Source organism: Streptosporangium sp. NPDC002607 (genome assembly GCF_053592655.1).
This window is the reverse complement of record NZ_JBSFWD010000004.1, coordinates 22,779-38,042: the sequence shown is the minus strand read 5'-3', so window position 1 is coordinate 38,042 and position 15,264 is coordinate 22,779. Positions and strand designations below refer to the sequence as shown.

The 15,264-nt window shown below is 69.9% G+C and carries 16 protein-coding genes; 10 read left to right on the top strand and 6 right to left on the bottom strand.

The genetic code is table 11. The features are described 5' to 3' along the window. Positions 1-201 precede the first annotated feature (201 nt). The gene (locus ACWD3H_RS05705) at positions 202-900 is read left to right on the top strand and encodes a DsbA family oxidoreductase (protein ID WP_451954169.1); all 699 of its coding nucleotides are present in this window, start codon (positions 202-204) and stop codon (positions 898-900) included. A gap of 25 nt (positions 901-925) precedes the next feature. Here ACWD3H_RS05705 and ACWD3H_RS05700 read toward each other — a convergent pair whose 3' ends face one another. Continuing rightward, positions 926-1,567 carry a thymidine kinase gene (locus ACWD3H_RS05700; protein ID WP_355567598.1) on the bottom strand — a complete coding sequence of 214 codons (642 nt, stop codon included), beginning with the start codon at positions 1,565-1,567 and terminating at the stop codon, positions 926-928. Positions 1,568-1,813: 246 nt separating this feature from the next. Next, complete coding sequence (locus tag ACWD3H_RS05695; protein WP_451954168.1) at positions 1,814-2,458, bottom strand: SRPBCC family protein; 645 nt, start codon at positions 2,456-2,458, stop codon at positions 1,814-1,816. Between the two features lie 301 nt (positions 2,459-2,759). Here ACWD3H_RS05695 and ACWD3H_RS05690 point away from each other — a divergent pair, with 301 nt between their 5' ends. The 7 genes from ACWD3H_RS05690 to ACWD3H_RS05660 all read left to right on the top strand — a co-directional run bounded on the left by ACWD3H_RS05690 (position 2,760) and on the right by ACWD3H_RS05660 (position 11,575). After that, a complete protein-coding gene (locus ACWD3H_RS05690; RefSeq protein WP_350929487.1) occupies positions 2,760-3,203 on the top strand; it encodes a hypothetical protein in 444 nt (147 codons plus the stop codon). 205 nt (positions 3,204-3,408) lie between these two features. After that, positions 3,409-5,514 carry a hydantoinase/oxoprolinase family protein gene (locus ACWD3H_RS05685; protein ID WP_451954167.1) on the top strand — a complete coding sequence of 702 codons (2,106 nt, stop codon included), beginning with the start codon at positions 3,409-3,411 and terminating at the stop codon, positions 5,512-5,514. Then, positions 5,492-7,354, top strand: a complete 1,863-nt coding sequence (locus tag ACWD3H_RS05680; protein ID WP_451954166.1) for a hydantoinase B/oxoprolinase family protein — start codon at positions 5,492-5,494, stop codon at positions 7,352-7,354. The genes ACWD3H_RS05685 and ACWD3H_RS05680 overlap by 23 nt, the downstream gene beginning before the upstream one ends. A 377-nt stretch (positions 7,355-7,731) precedes the next feature. Beyond that, positions 7,732-7,935 (top strand): cold-shock protein, encoded by a 204-nt coding sequence (locus ACWD3H_RS05675; protein WP_350929493.1) that lies wholly within the window; start codon positions 7,732-7,734, stop codon positions 7,933-7,935. 115 nt (positions 7,936-8,050) lie between these two features. Then, positions 8,051-8,710, top strand: a complete 660-nt coding sequence (locus ACWD3H_RS05670; RefSeq protein WP_355632793.1) for a histidine phosphatase family protein — start codon at positions 8,051-8,053, stop codon at positions 8,708-8,710. Positions 8,711-8,889: 179 nt separating this feature from the next. Beyond that, complete coding sequence (locus tag ACWD3H_RS05665) at positions 8,890-10,047, top strand: CaiB/BaiF CoA transferase family protein (protein ID WP_451954165.1); 1,158 nt, start codon at positions 8,890-8,892, stop codon at positions 10,045-10,047. A gap of 31 nt (positions 10,048-10,078) precedes the next feature. Then, the gene (locus ACWD3H_RS05660; protein ID WP_451954164.1) at positions 10,079-11,575 is read left to right on the top strand and encodes a carboxyl transferase domain-containing protein; all 1,497 of its coding nucleotides are present in this window, start codon (positions 10,079-10,081) and stop codon (positions 11,573-11,575) included. Positions 11,576-11,675: 100 nt separating this feature from the next. Here ACWD3H_RS05660 and ACWD3H_RS05655 read toward each other — a convergent pair whose 3' ends face one another. The 4 genes from ACWD3H_RS05655 to ACWD3H_RS05640 are packed head-to-tail and all read right to left on the bottom strand — an operon-like array spanning position 11,676 to position 14,314. Next, on the bottom strand, positions 11,676-12,107 hold the full coding sequence (locus ACWD3H_RS05655) for a hypothetical protein (RefSeq protein ID WP_451954163.1): 432 nt from the start codon (positions 12,105-12,107) through the stop codon (positions 11,676-11,678). Continuing rightward, positions 12,104-12,565 (bottom strand): hypothetical protein, encoded by a 462-nt coding sequence (locus ACWD3H_RS05650; RefSeq protein WP_245651881.1) that lies wholly within the window; start codon positions 12,563-12,565, stop codon positions 12,104-12,106. The genes ACWD3H_RS05655 and ACWD3H_RS05650 overlap by 4 nt, the downstream gene beginning before the upstream one ends. 10 nt (positions 12,566-12,575) lie before the next feature. Continuing rightward, the gene (locus ACWD3H_RS05645; protein ID WP_355565725.1) at positions 12,576-13,370 is read right to left on the bottom strand and encodes a carbon-nitrogen hydrolase family protein; all 795 of its coding nucleotides are present in this window, start codon (positions 13,368-13,370) and stop codon (positions 12,576-12,578) included. After that, a complete protein-coding gene (locus ACWD3H_RS05640) occupies positions 13,367-14,314 on the bottom strand; it encodes a DUF418 domain-containing protein (protein ID WP_451954162.1) in 948 nt (315 codons plus the stop codon). Before ACWD3H_RS05640 ends, ACWD3H_RS05645 begins: the two co-directional genes overlap by 4 nt. Positions 14,315-14,643: 329 nt before the next feature. Here ACWD3H_RS05640 and ACWD3H_RS05635 point away from each other — a divergent pair, with 329 nt between their 5' ends. Together ACWD3H_RS05635 and ACWD3H_RS05630 are read left to right on the top strand one after the other, a co-directional pair. Continuing rightward, on the top strand, positions 14,644-14,847 hold the full coding sequence (locus ACWD3H_RS05635) for a FitA-like ribbon-helix-helix domain-containing protein (RefSeq protein ID WP_343967286.1): 204 nt from the start codon (positions 14,644-14,646) through the stop codon (positions 14,845-14,847). After that, entirely contained in the window at positions 14,844-15,224 is a 381-nt protein-coding gene (locus ACWD3H_RS05630) for a type II toxin-antitoxin system death-on-curing family toxin (protein WP_451954161.1), read from the top strand. The genes ACWD3H_RS05635 and ACWD3H_RS05630 overlap by 4 nt, the downstream gene beginning before the upstream one ends. Positions 15,225-15,264: the final 40 nt, after the last annotated feature.

Sequence of the window (15,264 nt, the reverse complement as noted above, 5' to 3'; positions counted from 1 at the left end):
AGCCCGAGAAGGTCAGGTGACGATGCGTCGGATCCACCTCCGCAAGCGGTCGCGCTCCGCCGCCCGGCTCACCCTGGACCTGCGGACTCCGGCGGGCAGGCGGCTGCCGTACTGACCGCTCCATCTCACCGGGTGCCGCGTGGCCGCGGCCGCGGGCGACACCGCGGAATGAGCGGCCCTCCGCACCGGTTGCAGCGGTATGTGAAGGTTGAAGTCTACTCAGACGTCGTCTGTCCCTGGTGCTACATCGGCCACGCCCGCTTCGCCCGCGCCGTCGAGCGCTACCGGGCCAAGGGCGGGGAGGTGGAGGTCGAGTTCAGACCGTTCCAGCTCATGCCGGACGCGAAGTCCAACGGCGAGCTCACGCTCACCTGGGCCGCGAAGAAGTTCGGCGGGGCCGAGCAGGCCGCGCAGATGTTCGGGAGGGTGGGCGGGGTCGCCGCGGAGGACGGGCTGGTGCTGGACTTCGACCACGCGATCCAGGCCAACACCTTCGACGCGCACCGCCTCATCCGGCTCGCCGGAGAGCAGGGCAAGGGGGAGGAGGCGCTGTACGCGCTCTTCCGGGCTCACTTCACCGACGGTCTCGACGTCGGCTCGCGCGAGGTGCTCGCCAAGCTGGCCGGAGAGCTCGGCGTACGGGCGGACCTCGACGGTGAGGACGGCGCGGCGGCGGTGCGGGAGGAGCTGGCCCAGGCCCGCGCCATCGGCGTCAGCTCGGTGCCGCTCTTCCTGTTCGAGGGCCAGTTCGCCGTCTCCGGCGCCCAGCCCGAGGACACCCTGCTCGCCGCCCTCGAAGAGGTCGCCGAGCGCACCGGGCAGTCACCGGCCGCCAGGGCGGTCAAGGCCGCCCAGACCGGCGGGGACGCCTGCGACGACGAGGGCTACTGCGCCGTCTGATGAGGCCGGGCCCGCGAGGGGGAGGTCAGCCGGGAAGACCGGGCAGGCCGAGCTCGCCGGAGCGGTGGTGGCGGCGGCACAGGACCTGGTAGCGGATCGGAGCGGCGCCGGTGTCGCCGATGACCACCTGCTCGCCGGTACGGGTCATGCTGCCGCCGACCACCCGGGCGTTCAGGCGCCCGGGGCGTCCGCACCAGCACAGGACCTCGACCTGGAGGCGGTTGATCTCGTCGGCCAGTTCGAAGAGCCGCTGGGCGGCGGGGAACATCCGCGAGCGGAAGTCCGAGGCCAGGCCGAAGGCGTAGACATCGATGCCGTAGTCGTCGGTGAGGTCGGCGAGCTGCTCGATCTGGGCGACCGTGTAGAAGCACGCCTCGTCGCAGATGACGTAGTCGATGGGCTGGTGCGCGCGGACCAGGGCCACCAGATCCAGGTCGTCGTCGACCTCGACGGCCTCGCTGCCCAGACCGATCCGGCTGGTGACCTGCGCGTTGCCCGAGCGGTCGTGTTTGGTGAGCACCAGGCCGCGCCTGCCCTGGCGGCCGTGGTTGTAGTTCATCTGCAGGGCCAGGGTGGACTTGCCGCAGTCCATCGGGCCGAAGTAGAAGCGCAGCACCCCGTCCCGGGAGACGGCGGGAACGGCGGAGAGGGCAGACGTTTCGGTCACGGGGCGCCAGCCTAGTACTTCTGACGCGGTCAGCGATCTCCACCCCTGGTGACCGGTTTGTCGCTTTCGTTGACCGTACGATCCCCGCGGTGCCGGGGAGTCGATGGGGCTCGCCCGGCGGGTGAGCCCCATCGGTCGGTGAGTGCGGACGAACGCCTCCCGGATGGAGTCGACAGGTCCCGTTGAGGACACCGTGGTCAGTCGGCGCAAGGGTCGGACCCCACCGGGAGGCGTTCACCTACATCCTCACGGTCGGAGCAGGCCGCTCTCGATCGCCGCCTTCAGGCCCGCCTGCGTCGCCTGGTGGGAGGAGACGCCGTTGGTCACGGTGAAGTCGATGAGCAGGATGCTCGCCTCGAAGGTGAGGTGCTCGGTGATCCGCGTCCGCCCGTCGCCCAGGTCGGTGAAGACGATCTTCTGGTGCGTGACGACGTTCGGCAGCGTCCAGGTGTCGGTCTCGTAGTAGAGGTCGTCGCGGTGGACGCGCTGCTGCGCGTGCGTGTTGCTGGTGACCGGCAGCCCGGCGACCGGGATCTCCTCGACCGCGGTGAAGTTGACGTAGCGCGTTCCTGGCTCGTTCCAATCCGCGTGCGTGACGACCCGCTTCAGGAACGAGTGCATGCCCAGATGGTTGTTGATATTGGAGTAGGCGTCGAACACGTGCTCCACCGGGGCGTTGATCTCGGTGGAGACATCACGCTTGACCTGCTTCCTTCCCGTTATCGGCAGGGGAGCGGTCAGGCACTCGTAGAACCTGTAGGTGTTCCAGGCGATCTGCCACTGGGCGGCGAGCAGAGGGTCGGTGTCGGCGCGGGCAGGGGTCGAGAAGGCGGTGAGGAGGAGGGCGGCGGCGGACAGCGGGGCCACGAGAAGCCGGAAGAGCTTTGTCACGGATACCTCAGGAGAAGAGGGGAGGTGATGAAAGTCTTCTACCGCATCCGATCATGGTTTCCACGTTCCGAACGCAGATCGTGATCTTCATGTTTTGTAACGGTCCATCCTCGGACATCCGCCTGAAAGGTCATGGTCTGCGACCAAGGGTGAAAGACGGGAGGTACGAGGGGGTTTGGAGGGAAGATGCGCTGGTAGGGGTGGGTGGTCCCTGGCTGACGTAGCCTGACTGGGCTTGACTTGGCTTGACCGTGAAAAGCGTGGGAGATTCCCTTTGGCATATCGGAAAGTGGGAGAACCAGTGACGACCACCAACAAGACCGTTCCACCTCTCGGCAAGACCCCGGCCACCCTGACCTCCGGCCCCTCCGCGGAGACCGCGGAGATACCGGTGGCGCTCGCGGCGATGATGAGCGAGGACGAGGCCGTCGCCGCCCAGGCCGAGGCGGCTCGCTGGCGGTACGGGTTCTACGTCGTCATCGTGGGGCTCGTGGTCATCCTGATCGGCTTCGCGGTGATCACGCTGCGCGGAGGTGACACGACCGCGCCGTTCGCCGGGCTCGTCGGTGTCTCGGGTGCGATCATCGGCGCCTACTTCGGCGTGCAGATCGGCCAGTCCGGCAAGGACAGGGTCGAGGCCGAGCTGCGCCGTACGAATGAGATCGCCATCCGCCTCGCCGCCAAGGTCCACGCGCACGACGCCGACTCGGTGATCAACACCACCATGGGTCCCCGGCGCCGCTAGAACAGGCACCGCGGACCTCCAGCGGGGCCGGCCTCCGGACGATCTCCGGCAGGGCCGGCCTTTCGCGTCTCCGCGGCCGGGTCCGGCCCCGGACGTCCACCGGTACTCACCCCTCCGCTCTCGCCAACACTGCCCAAGGATCGGCCGTAGCTTCGGCAGGGTCCGCCGATTTGCGGATTCGCCGGGACTGGGTAGACACGGGGGCATGCGCAGCGTCCGTATCGGGGTCGACACCGGGGGCACGTTCACAGACGTGGTCGCGGTGGACGAGCAGACCGGTGAGATCACCACGACCAAGACTCCCTCCACCCCCGCCAACCCGGCCGACGGGTTCATGGAGGGGGTATGGAAGGTCCTCAGAAAGGCGGCCGGGGCCGAGGAGGTGACCCTGGAAGCCGTGTCGGCGGTGGTGCACGGCACCACGGTCGCCACCAACCAGCTCCTTGAGGACCGTATCGCCGACCTGGGCTTCGTCACCACCGAGGGCTTCGAGTTCATCCTGGAGATCGCCCGCCAGAGCGTGCCCGACGGCTACGGCAACTCCTACTTCTGGGTGAAGCCGCCCCGCATCGTCCCGGTGCACCGGGTCAGGACCGTCGGCGGGCGCCTGGACCACACCGGGGCCGAGGTGCGGCCGTTCGACGAGGAGCAGGCCGTCGAGGCGGCCCGGTGGTTCCGTGATCGCGGCATCACCGCGATCGGCGTCTGCTTCCTGCACTCGTACGCCAACCCCGCCCACGAACTGCGCATGCGGGAGGTCCTGGAACGGGAGCACCCGGACGCCGTCGTCTCGATCTCGTGCGACGTGCTGCGCGAGTACCGCGAGTACGAGCGCTCGGTCACCACGCTGGTCGACGCCGCGGTCAAACCGACGATGCGCCGCTATATCGCCAACCTGGCCGAACGTCTGGAGGTGGACGGCCAAGGGGGCGAGACGAGTGCCGCGCGTGCGGGCGAGGGCCTGCCGTTCTCCGTCATGAAGAGCAACGGCGGCGTGCTCTCCGCGGCCGAGGTGGTGCACCAGCCGATCACCACGGTGCTCTCCGGACCGGCCGCGGGCGCGCTCGGCGCCGCGCTGATCGCCGCCACCGCCGGGCACCCCTCGGTGATCACCCTGGACGGCGGCGGCACCTCCACCGACGTCGCGGTGGTCGTCGACGGGGAGCCGTCGCTGACCACCGAGGGCAGCATCGGCCGCTACCCCTGCAAGATCCCGATGATCGACATCGTGACCGTCGGCGCGGGCGGCGGCTCCATCGCGTGGATCTCCCCGGAGGGCACGCTGAAGGTCGGGCCCAAGTCCGCGGGGGCCGACCCGGGGCCGCTCTGCTACGGCCGGGGCGGCACCGAGGTCACCGTCACCGACGCGCACGTCTTCCTCGGCCGGGTTCCGGCGCACCTGCTCGGCGGGGAGATCCCGCTCGACGCCGACGCCGCCCGGCAGGGGATCGAGGCGCTCGCGGGCAAGATCGGACTGACTCCCGAACGGACCGCGGCGGGCATCCTGGAGATCAGCGCGTTCAACCAGTCGAACGCCATCCGCCAGATCACCGTCAAGCGCGGCCTGGACGTGCGCGACTTCCCCATGGTCGCCTTCGGCGGCTCGGGACCGCTACTGGTCTGCAGGCTCATCGACATCCTCGGCCTGCCCTCGGTGATCGTCCCGCCCGACCCCGGCAACGTCTCGGCGTTCGGGCTGCTCACCGTGGACGTCAAGAACGACTACGTGCGCACCTTCGTCACCCGCGACCTCTCGCTCGCGGCCGCCGCGGAGATCTTCGGTGAGCTGGAGGGACAGGCGGCCGCGGCCCTGGACCGCGAGGGTTTCGCCGGAGAGGCGCACGTCTACGCGCGAAGCGCCGACCTGCGCTACTACGGCCAGGCCTACGAGGTCAGGGTGCCCGCCCCGGCCGGACCGCTGGACGAGGCGTGGCGGACCGAGGTGCTGGACCGCTTCCACACCGAGCACCACAAGCTCTACGGGTACGGCTACCGTGACGACCCCCGGCACGGCGTCGAGTGGGTCAACCTCCGGGTCTCCGGTATCGGCCCGATCACCCGCCCCGCCATCGGACGCCGGCCGCACGGTACGAGCCGGCCCGAGCCGGTCGCCTTCCGCGAGGTCTGTTACGACGAGTGGGGCAGCACCCCGATCCACCGCCGCGCCGACCTGGCGGCCGGAGCGGAGATCAGCGGTCCCGCGGTCATCGAGGAGTACGGCTCCACCCTGCCGGTTCACCCCGGCTTCACCGCGACCATGGACGAGTTCGGAAACCTGGAGGTGCGCCGTGCAGCGAACGACAACGGCTGAATCGGCGAGCGCGGCCGACCCGGTGCTGGTGGAGATCGTCGAGGGAACGCTCGCGTCCGTGGAGATGGAGGTCGAGACGGCCATCGCCCGTACCGCCCGCTCGCCCATGATCCGCGACGCGCACGACTTCCGCGCGGGCATCCACGACGTACGGCTGCGCAAGCTGACCGGCAGGTCCTACTCGGCGCTGGTCCAGCCGATCGTCAGGGACTTCCCGACCGCCGAGATGAAGCCCGGCGACGTGTTCTTCCACAACGACGTCTACCTGTCCGAGGGGGGCATCGGGCACCTGCCCGACCTGTGCGTGACGGTCCCGGTCTTCCACGGCGGGGAGGTCGTCGCCTTCGTGCAGGCGTTCGGCCACCACGACGACATCGGCGGGGGCGTGCCCGGCTCCATGCCGAGCAACGCGCGCAGCGTGTTCGAGGAGGGGCTGATGGTCCCGCCGATCAAGCTGTGGGACGAGGGCGTGCCCAACCGGGCGGCGCTCACCATCATGACCCGGAACTCACGGATGCCCGACTCGCTGGCCGGAGACCTGGACGCCGAGTGCTCGGCCTGCCTGATGGGCGCGCGGCGGCTGGGCGAGCTGTTCGACCGGTACGGGCGCGAGGCGGTCGAGGCGTGCTTCGACGCGATCATTTCCAACACCACCGAGACGTTCCGCAGGGAACTGCTGGCCAAGATCCCCGAGGGCACCCACGTGTGGGAGGACTACGCCGAGCACGACGGCGTGGACTCCCCCCGCCTGCACACCCAGCGGATGACCCTCACCGTCGATCATTCGGCCCAGGTGCCGCTGGTCATGGACTTCACCGGCACCTCGCCGCAGGCCAAGGGGCCGATCAACCACGCGGGCGACTACGCCGACGGGGTGTTCCTGAAGAAGTGGCTGGCGCCGATCCTGCGCAACCTGGCCGACACCCCCGAGCGGATGGCCGAGCTGGACGTCAACGAGGGCGTCGTGCCCCTCATCGAGATGCGGTTCCCGGAGAAGGGCACCCTGCTCACCCCGATCTTCCCGGCCCCCACCAACGCCCGTACCTTCGTGATCCTGCGCCTGCTGGGCGTGCTGGCCGGGGTGCTGGCCAAGGCGACCGGCGGCCGGATGCCCGCCGACCAGGAGACCATCCGCTACACCGGCGTCTACGGCGACGGCCTCGACGGCACCCCGTACCTGATGCGCGAGGTCCTCGGCGGCGGCTCGGGCGGCCGGTGGTACGCGGACGGGGAGGACACCATCCACGTGGTGCCCGACTCGCGCAACATCCCGGTCGAGTTCGCCGAGTCCCGCTGGCCCTTCCGGGTCGAGCGGCTCGGCCTGGCCCGCGACTCCGGCGGCCCCGGCCTCTACCGGGGCGGTCTCGGCTACGACAAGCACCTGCGGATGCTCCGCGACGCCTCGTTCATGTCCATCGCCGACCGCTCGATCCTGTCCTGCTGGGGGGTGAACGGCGGCCGGGCCGGAAAACCCTTCGTCGTGGAGATCGACGGGAGGGAGATGGAGGGCCTGGTGGACGACTCGCCGGTCCGCGCGGGCGAGATCATCCGGGTCCGCACCACCGGCGGTGGCGGCTGGGGTTCTCCGCTGGACCGCGACCCCGCCCTGGTGGCCGCCGACGTCCGCGACGGCAAGGTCTCGGTGGACGGCGCCCGCGACGACTACGGGGTCATCCTGTCCGGCTCGCAGGATGATCCCCAGGTGGACGCCGAGGCCACCGAGATCCGCCGCGCGGAACTCCGCGCCCTGGTCACCGACGACGCGCCCTTCTTCGACCGGGGCCCTGGCTTCCCCTCCCTGTCGGGCGGCCTGCCGCACGCGGAGGTGGACTTCAGGTAGCCGAGCGGGTGTCCTCCTCGGGTACCGCCCGCATCGGCGTTCCGCCTCGCCTCACGGTCCGTATCAGGTCGATCGGGAGATGAGAGACACCCCGCTACGACGGCCGTGAGGACCACGGCCGACCCGTCCTGGCGATCGCTTTCCCCTCCCCCGGCAGCACGCCGGGGGAGGGGCCCGACGAGTTCGTGTGCCGGGCCGCGGAGGTGCTAAACTATAGGCAGTTGCGGTTGTGGTACCCATGAAACTCTGTGTGCACCTGAAGGTCATCCGTCAGGTGCATTTTTGTTTTCCCGGTCATCTCCGGATGGGCTCATCGCGGCGACGCGGGATCCGCGCGGTGCGGATTCCGGCTCTGCCCCCTATCGAAGGAGAAAGTTATGGCTACGGGAACCGTGAAGTGGTTCAACTCGGAAAAGGGCTTCGGCTTCATCGAGCAGGACGGCGGCGGCGCCGACGTCTTCGCTCACTACTCCAACATCGCCGCCCAGGGCTACCGTGAGCTGCAGGAGGGCCAGAAGGTCTCCTTCGACGTCACGCAGGGCCAGAAGGGCCCGCAGGCCGAGAACATCGTTCCGGTCTGATGTAGCACCAGCACGGCAAGGGCCGGGGCCCGCATCCTTCGAAGGGTGCGGGCCCCGGCTCGTTCCGTGCCCGGCGCTCCTTGCCCGCTGAGCGAGAAGGCGTTTTCATGAGGGAATGCCGCTGACGATCACTGTGGTACGACATGGTCAGAGCGAGTCCAACGTGGCCTTCGAGGAGGCCTTCCGCGCGGGCCGGGCGGTCGTCCTGGAGCGCCCCGACTCCGAGGCCGAGCTGACCCCGCTCGGCAGGGAGCAGGCCACCGAGCTGGGGCGGCACCTGGCGGCAGGGGATCCGCCGGAACTCGTCCTGTGCTCGCCGTACCGCAGGACCGTGCAGACCTGGGAGCTGGTCGCCGCCGAGCTGGGTGCGGACCCCGAGATCCGGCTGGAGCCGAGGCTCAGGGACCATGACATGGGACGTTGGTCGGGGATGAACCTGCTCGCGCTCAGGGAGAGGTTTCCCGGTGAGTCGGAGAACCTGGTGGCGCGTCTGTACGGCGGTTTCCGGCCCCCGGAGGGGGAGAGTTTCCCCGATGTCGCCGGTCGGATACGCGAGGTGGTCGAGGAGCTGCGTGCCGGGCACGCCGGGCGCCGGGTTCTCGTCGTCGCGCACGACTCGGTCGTGCTGATGTTCAAGCACGTGATCGAGGATGTCCCGATCGACTCCGTCGAGGCGTTCGGCCCGGTCGGCAACGCCTCGGTCTCGGTGTGGCGCGGAACCAGGCCCGAGGTCTTCAACGAGGTGGGCCACCTGTTGGGGACACGGCCGCGGTAATGCTCCGCTCCGGCCGGGGTTTTCCTGATGATCTCCCCCCGCGTGTCCCGCCGGGTACTGGTATGGGGGATCATGGGATTCCCTCATCCGGGTATCGTGCCAGTCTCATGGCAAGCGGGCCGGGAACGGAGGAAGCGCTCCTCCGGCCGGGTCCGGCCGCCACGCATCGGAGGTTGATCTTGCAGGGAGCACTCGGCGACATCGTCGTTCTCGATCTCTCTCGTGCGCTCGCGGGTCCGCACGCCACGCAGATGCTCGGCGATCTGGGTGCTCGGGTGATCAAGGTGGAACATCCCGGGGGAGGTGACGAGTCCCGGGGCTGGGGCCCACCGTTCGTGGGTCCTGATAGTGATATTTCTACTTATTTTCTGGCGGCTAACCGGAACAAACAGTCGATCACCCTCGACCTCAAGTCCGCCGAGGGCAAGGCGCTGATCGAGCGCCTGGTGCGGCAGAGCGATGTGCTGGTGGAGAACTTCCGCACCGGCGTCCTGGACCGGCTGGGCTTCCCCGTCGAGCGGTTGCACGAGCTCAACCCCCGCCTGGTCATCCTGTCGATCACCGGCTTCGGCCATGACGGCCCGGAGGGCGGCAGGCCGGGGTACGACCAGATCGCGCAGGGCGAGGCCGGACTGATGAGCCTGACCGGCCCGTCGGCCGACGAGCCGTACCGGGTGGGCGCCTCGATCGCGGACCTGCTCGGCGGCATCCACGGCGCCTACGGTGTGCTGGCCGCGCTGTACGAGCGGGAGCGGACCGGGCGGGGCAAGATCGTGCGGACCTCGCTGCTGGCCGCGGTGACCGGGGTGCACTCCTACCACGGCACGGCCTGGACCGTCGGCGGTCAGGTGCCCGTCGCCAACGGTAACCACCACGCCTCCATCGCCCCGTACGGGGCCTTCCACTGCGCCGACGGCATGATCCAGATCGCGGTGGCGAACGACGCGCAGTGGCGCAAGGTCGCCACCCTGCTGGAGATAGATCCAGATATCGCGAAATATGCCACGAACAGGGAAAGGTTTGCGCATCGGGACGAGCTGATCGCGGACATGGAGCGGAGGCTCACCAAGCACGACAGGGCGCACTGGCTGGCCGCGCTCGGCGAGGCCGGGGTGCCCGCCGGGGCGATCAGGTCCATCGACGAGGTCTACGCCTGGGAGCAGACCCGTTCCCAGGGGCTGGTCGTCGAGGTCGACCACCCCGTGCTCGGCACCATCGAGCTGCCGGGACCGCCGCTCCGCTTCGACGGCGACCTTCCCATGCGCCATACCGCCCCGCCGGCCCTCGGCGAGCACAACGACGAGGTCCTCGCCTGGCTGGAGGAACGTGAACGATGACAGGAAGGCGGATCCCCCGCGGAGCGCGGATATGACCCCGGCGCGGCCCGACGCGCGGACCCTGATCGACACCTTCCTCGATCCCGGTACCTGGCTCTCGTGGGACGAGCCGCCCGCCGACCCCTCCCCGACCAACCCGGGATACGCCGAGGAGCTGGCCGTGACCCGAGCCAGGACGGGATACGACGAGGCGGTGATCTCCGGGGAGGGACTGCTCGACGGGCGCCGGGTGGCGATCGTCGCGTGCGAGTTCTCCTTCCTGGCCGGCTCGATCGGGGTGGCCGCCGCCGAGCGGCTCACCGCCGCGATCGAGCGGGCCACCGCCGAGCGGCTCCCGCTGCTGGCGGCCCCCGCCTCGGGCGGCACCCGGATGCAGGAGGGCGCGGTGGCCTTCGTCCAGATGGTGAAGGTCACCGCCGCCGTGGCCGCGCACCGCGCCGCGGGCCTGCCGTACGTCGTCTACCTGCGCCATCCCACCACCGGCGGCGTCTTCGCCTCCTGGGGCTCGCTGGGGCACGTCACCGCGGCCGAGCCGGGCGCGCTGATCGGGTTCCTGGGGCCGAGGGTGTTCGAGGCGCTGCACGGCTACCCGTTTCCCGAGGGTGTTCAGGTCGCCGAGAACCTCTTCGCCCACGGCCTGGTCGACGCCGTGGTGTCGGCCGAGGACGCCCGGCGGGTCGCCATCCGGGTGCTCGCCGTGCTGTGCGCCCCCCGTGAGGGGCTGGATCCGGGTCCCGAGCCGGACGAGTGGATCCCGGTGGTCCAGGCGTGGGACGCGATCAGCCGCTCCCGCCGCGACGACCGCCCCGGCGTGCGGGCGCTGCTCAAGCTCGGAGCCTCCGAGGCCACCTCGCTCAACGGCACCGGTGTGGGCGAGCACGATCCCGGGCTGATCCTCGCCCTGGCCAGGTTCGGCGAGGTCCCCGCGGTCGTGCTCGGTCAGGACCGGCGGCGCCAGCGGATCGACGCCCCGCTCGGCCCGGCCGGGCTCCGGGTCGCCAGGAGGGGGATGCGCCTGGCCTCCGAGCTGGGGTTGCCACTGGTCACCGTGATCGACACCGCCGGGGCCGCGCTCTCCAGGGCGGCGGAGGAGGGCGGCCTGGCCGCCGAGATCGCCCGCTCCGTGGCCGACCTGGTGATGCTCGACGCCCCGACCGTCTGCCTGCTGCTGGGGGAGGGCGCGGGCGGCGCCGCCCTCGCGCTGCTCCCCGCCGACCGGGTGCTCTGCGCCCAGCACGGCTGGCTGTCGCCGCTCTCCCCGGAGGGAGCGTCGGCGCTGCTGTACCGGAGTGTCGACTTCGCCCCGGAGATCGCCGAGGCCCAGGGGGTGAGATCCACGGACCTGCGCCGGGACGGCCTCGTCGACCGGATCATCCCGGAGTTCCCCGACGCCGCCTACGAGCCGGAGGCGTTCTGCCGCCGGGTCTCGCGGGCACTGGAGTACGAGATCGCGACCCTGCTGGGGCAGCCCCCCGCGGACCGCATCGCCGCCAGGCTCTCCCGCTACCGCCGGCTCGGCGTGGGCTGAGCGGGCGGCGGCGACGGGATAACGGCGGGTCTCCACCCCGGCCGCGCGTCGTGGCAGGTCACCTGGGAGCCCTCAGGCGGGCGTCAGGCGCGAGGGGAGGTCACGGCTCCGAGAGCACCGGGGTGAGCGGGACCGGCAGGCGCTCGATCCGCACGGAGAAGACCTCGTCGCGGGGGACGACCACCTCGTACGCCCCGTGGTCGACCATCCAGTAGCCCAGGGCCTCGGCCTTCACCCCGCTGTGCCCGGTGTAGGCGATGTGCAGGCTCTCCTCACCGTTCTCCTCGGAGACGTCAAGGACCAGGCAGGGCTCACCGCCGAACGCGCCGACGGTGCGGACCAGCACCAGCCAGTCGAGGTCCTCGCGCGAGACGACCAGCCGCCAGTAGCCGGAGGCCGCCTCGAAGCCCGGCTGGGCCTCCTCGTTGAACAGCACCACCTCGGTGGTACCCGGGCCGAGGGCGGCGGCGTACGTCCGGCCGGAGTAGTGGGCGGCGAACCCCGAGGCCACCGGCTCGATCTCGGCGCTCATGAGGCGGGCCGCCAGCTCAGGCCGTCGTAGCGGCCGAAGAGGCGCTCCTCGCCGTCGGTCACGTGGATGATCTCGGCCCCGGCGGGGATCGGCATGGGCGTGGTGTGGAACTGCGGCACGACGTGATCCCGCGAGGTGGTGAAGCCGTTCCCGGCGAAGGGCGGTGAATCGTTCCAGTCACCACCCATGTGCGGGCCATACGGCACGACGTAGGCGTCCATGTCGCGGGCGTACCAGCGCATCAGATAGATCTCCGGGACGGTGGCGGTCAGCTCCGAGCCGTCGAACCCCAGGTCGAGACCGGCGAAGAGCTGAGCGGGGGTGGTCAGCCGCGCGCAGTCCTGAACCCGGTACACGTATCCGGAGATCACGGTGCGTCTGCCGGCCAGATAGGGCACGAGCAGCCGAGGAGGTATGACCTTCTGCATCTGCGTTCTACGCCCAGGTGGATCACTCACGGTCGGCATTTTACGATCCACCGGCCCGGAGTCGCCGGTGTTCCAGGCACGGCAGGGCATTCCGGGTGGCAATCGTGATCTGGGAGTCGAATTCGCATATCTGTACGCCGGGTCCGGAGCCCATATCGGTGCGTACCACCCCCATCGGGTCGACCAGCATGCTCCGCCCGATCCCGAAGTTGTCGCGGGCCTCCGGATTCGGCGCCTGGCCCACGGCCGCGACCCAGGTGGTGTTCTCGATCGCCCGGGCCCTGACGAGGGTGGTCCAGTGCTCCTCCTTCATCGGCCCGGAACCCCACGCGGCGATCACCGCGAACAACTCGGCCCCGGCGTCCACCAGGGCTCTGGTCAGCTCGGGGAAGCGGATGTCGTAGCAGGTGACCAGGCCCACCCGGAGCCCGGCCAGCTCCACCACGACCGGCGTGTCGCCCGGCGCGACCAGCTCGGATTCGCGGGCGCCGAAGGAGTCGAACAGGTGGATCTTCCGGTAGGCCGCCTCGATCGAGCCGGTGGGGCCGATGGCGACCGCGGTGTTGTGGACCCGATGATCACCGGGTTCGAACACCCCCGCGATCACCGAAAGGCCGTGCTCCCGTGCGGCTTCGGCCAGCCCGGTGACGAACGGTCCGTCCAGCGGCTGGGCGAGGTCGGTGATTCTCCTGCCGTACCGGGTGAGCGTGGCCTCCGGGAAGATCGCCAGCTCGGCGCCGCCCGCGGCGGCCTCGCCGAGGGCCGTGCGGGCACGGTCGAGGTTGGCGGCGGGGTCTTCCGAGACCGGGATCTGGCAGAGGGCGATGCGCGTCACGGGTGTGACCCTATCCGTCGGTTCGGCACTCGTTCCATCCACGTGAGGCTCCGCCACGCCCATTCCAGTGGTCCGTACCTGAATCTGGCCAGCCACGCCCGGCTGAACAGCACCTGAAACACCAGGACGGCGACCGAGAGCGCCACACCGGCCAGCCGGGTCGCATCCGAGGTGAGCAGTGGCAGGAAGAGCAGGATGATCGGTGTGCTCATCAGGTAGTTGGTCAGCGCCATCCGGCCGAGCGGCGCCAGGGCCGCCAGCAGCGGGTCACGCAGCCGGGTCCTGAGCGCCAGCAGCAACCCGGTGCAGTAGGCCGTGGCGGCGGCGAGCCCGGCGGCCGGGTAGACGGCCCGGTTGAAGAGGACGGGGTCGCCCGCGATGCGTACCCAGAGCCAGGTGAGCGCCACGCCCAGCACCACGCTCGCCGCGAACGCGAACGGCAGCAGCCACTCGGGCGGTGGCCGCTGCATCATGGCCATGCCCAGCACGAACAGCCCGGGGATGAGGATCACCCCGCCGCCCTGGTGTACCGCCCAGGCGGTGAGGGCGACGCCCAGCAGCACCACCGCGGGCTGCGGGAAGAACGAGGCGGGCAGCAGGATCAGCGCCCCGAAGATCGCGTAGGGCAGGAGCACCTCGCCGGGGTTGACGATCTGGTGGAGCGCGCCCAGCGCCGCGAGCACCGCCAGCCTGCGCAGCAGCACGGCCCGGGGGCTCTCGGTCCGCTCGGCCGCCGACCGGAGGAAGAGGATGAAGCTCAGCCCGAACAGGAACGAGAAGATCGGATAGAACCTGCTCTGCAGCAGGTTGTCGATCACCCAGTCGACCGCGTTCTGGCCTGGGTTCCTCAGCTGGTCGCGGGTGTGCTGCCAGGTGTTGACCAGCATGATCCCGCACACCGCGAAGCCGCGGAGCGCGTCGAGCTCATGGAATCGTCGGGTCACAGGAAATAGACGTATCACCCCATAATCAACTATGCATAGATGATCTCCCCCGTAAGCCCTCTCGGAGGTGTGGCGATCGCCGCCCGCGCGAACCCGCGAGCGGGACATCACACCGGTACCGCGACACCATCGCGGGGTTCTCGGCCGGTTCGGCTCTCCCCGGGTGACCCTGGTCGGGCGGTGATCCCGGCCCGCTGACCGGCTGGACCGAGGATGTGAAGTCCTTGCCGGACGTCGTCCGGCAAAACGAGTTGCCACTCTGGGTAACGACTTCTATCCTCTCGGTTATGGTATCGCCGTGATACCAGATTCGCCGTACGGTGGGAGGCATGGCTATGACATTGCGGCTCTCCGACGAGCAGACCGAAGCCCTCCGGCGACGCGCGGAGCGAGAGGGGCGGAGCATGCAGCAGGTGGTGCTGGCGGCCGTGGAGGAATACCTGGTGCGCCACTCCGATGACGAGGAGGTTCATCGGCTCGGCGTGGAAGCGGTGCGCCGATGGAAACCCGTTCTTGATCGGCTCGCCGAATGACCCGTTGTCTCACGGTGGAGCAGGTTCTCGATCTCGCGGAGTTGGCCATCGGGGCTACGCCGGAACTGCGTGACCTGGGTCTGCTCGATTCCGCCGTGCACAGGCCCCAGGCGTCCATGTTCGGGCAGGAGGCATATCCGGACCTGTTCGCCAAAGCCGCGGCCCTGCTTCATTCACTGGCCGCCAATCATCCGTTCGTGGATGGAAAAAAGCGGGTGGCGTGGGTGGCGACGGTCGTCTTCCTGGCATGGAACGGGAGGGCGATCGACACCGGCGATGACGAGGCTTATGACCTCGTCATCGCCGTCGCCTCGGGCAAGCTCACCGAGGTCGATGAGATCGCCGACGTGCTCCGGAGCTTCGCCGTGACCGTTTGAGGCGGGCCTACCCCGTCGCCGGCCGGTGGCGCCCCGTCGG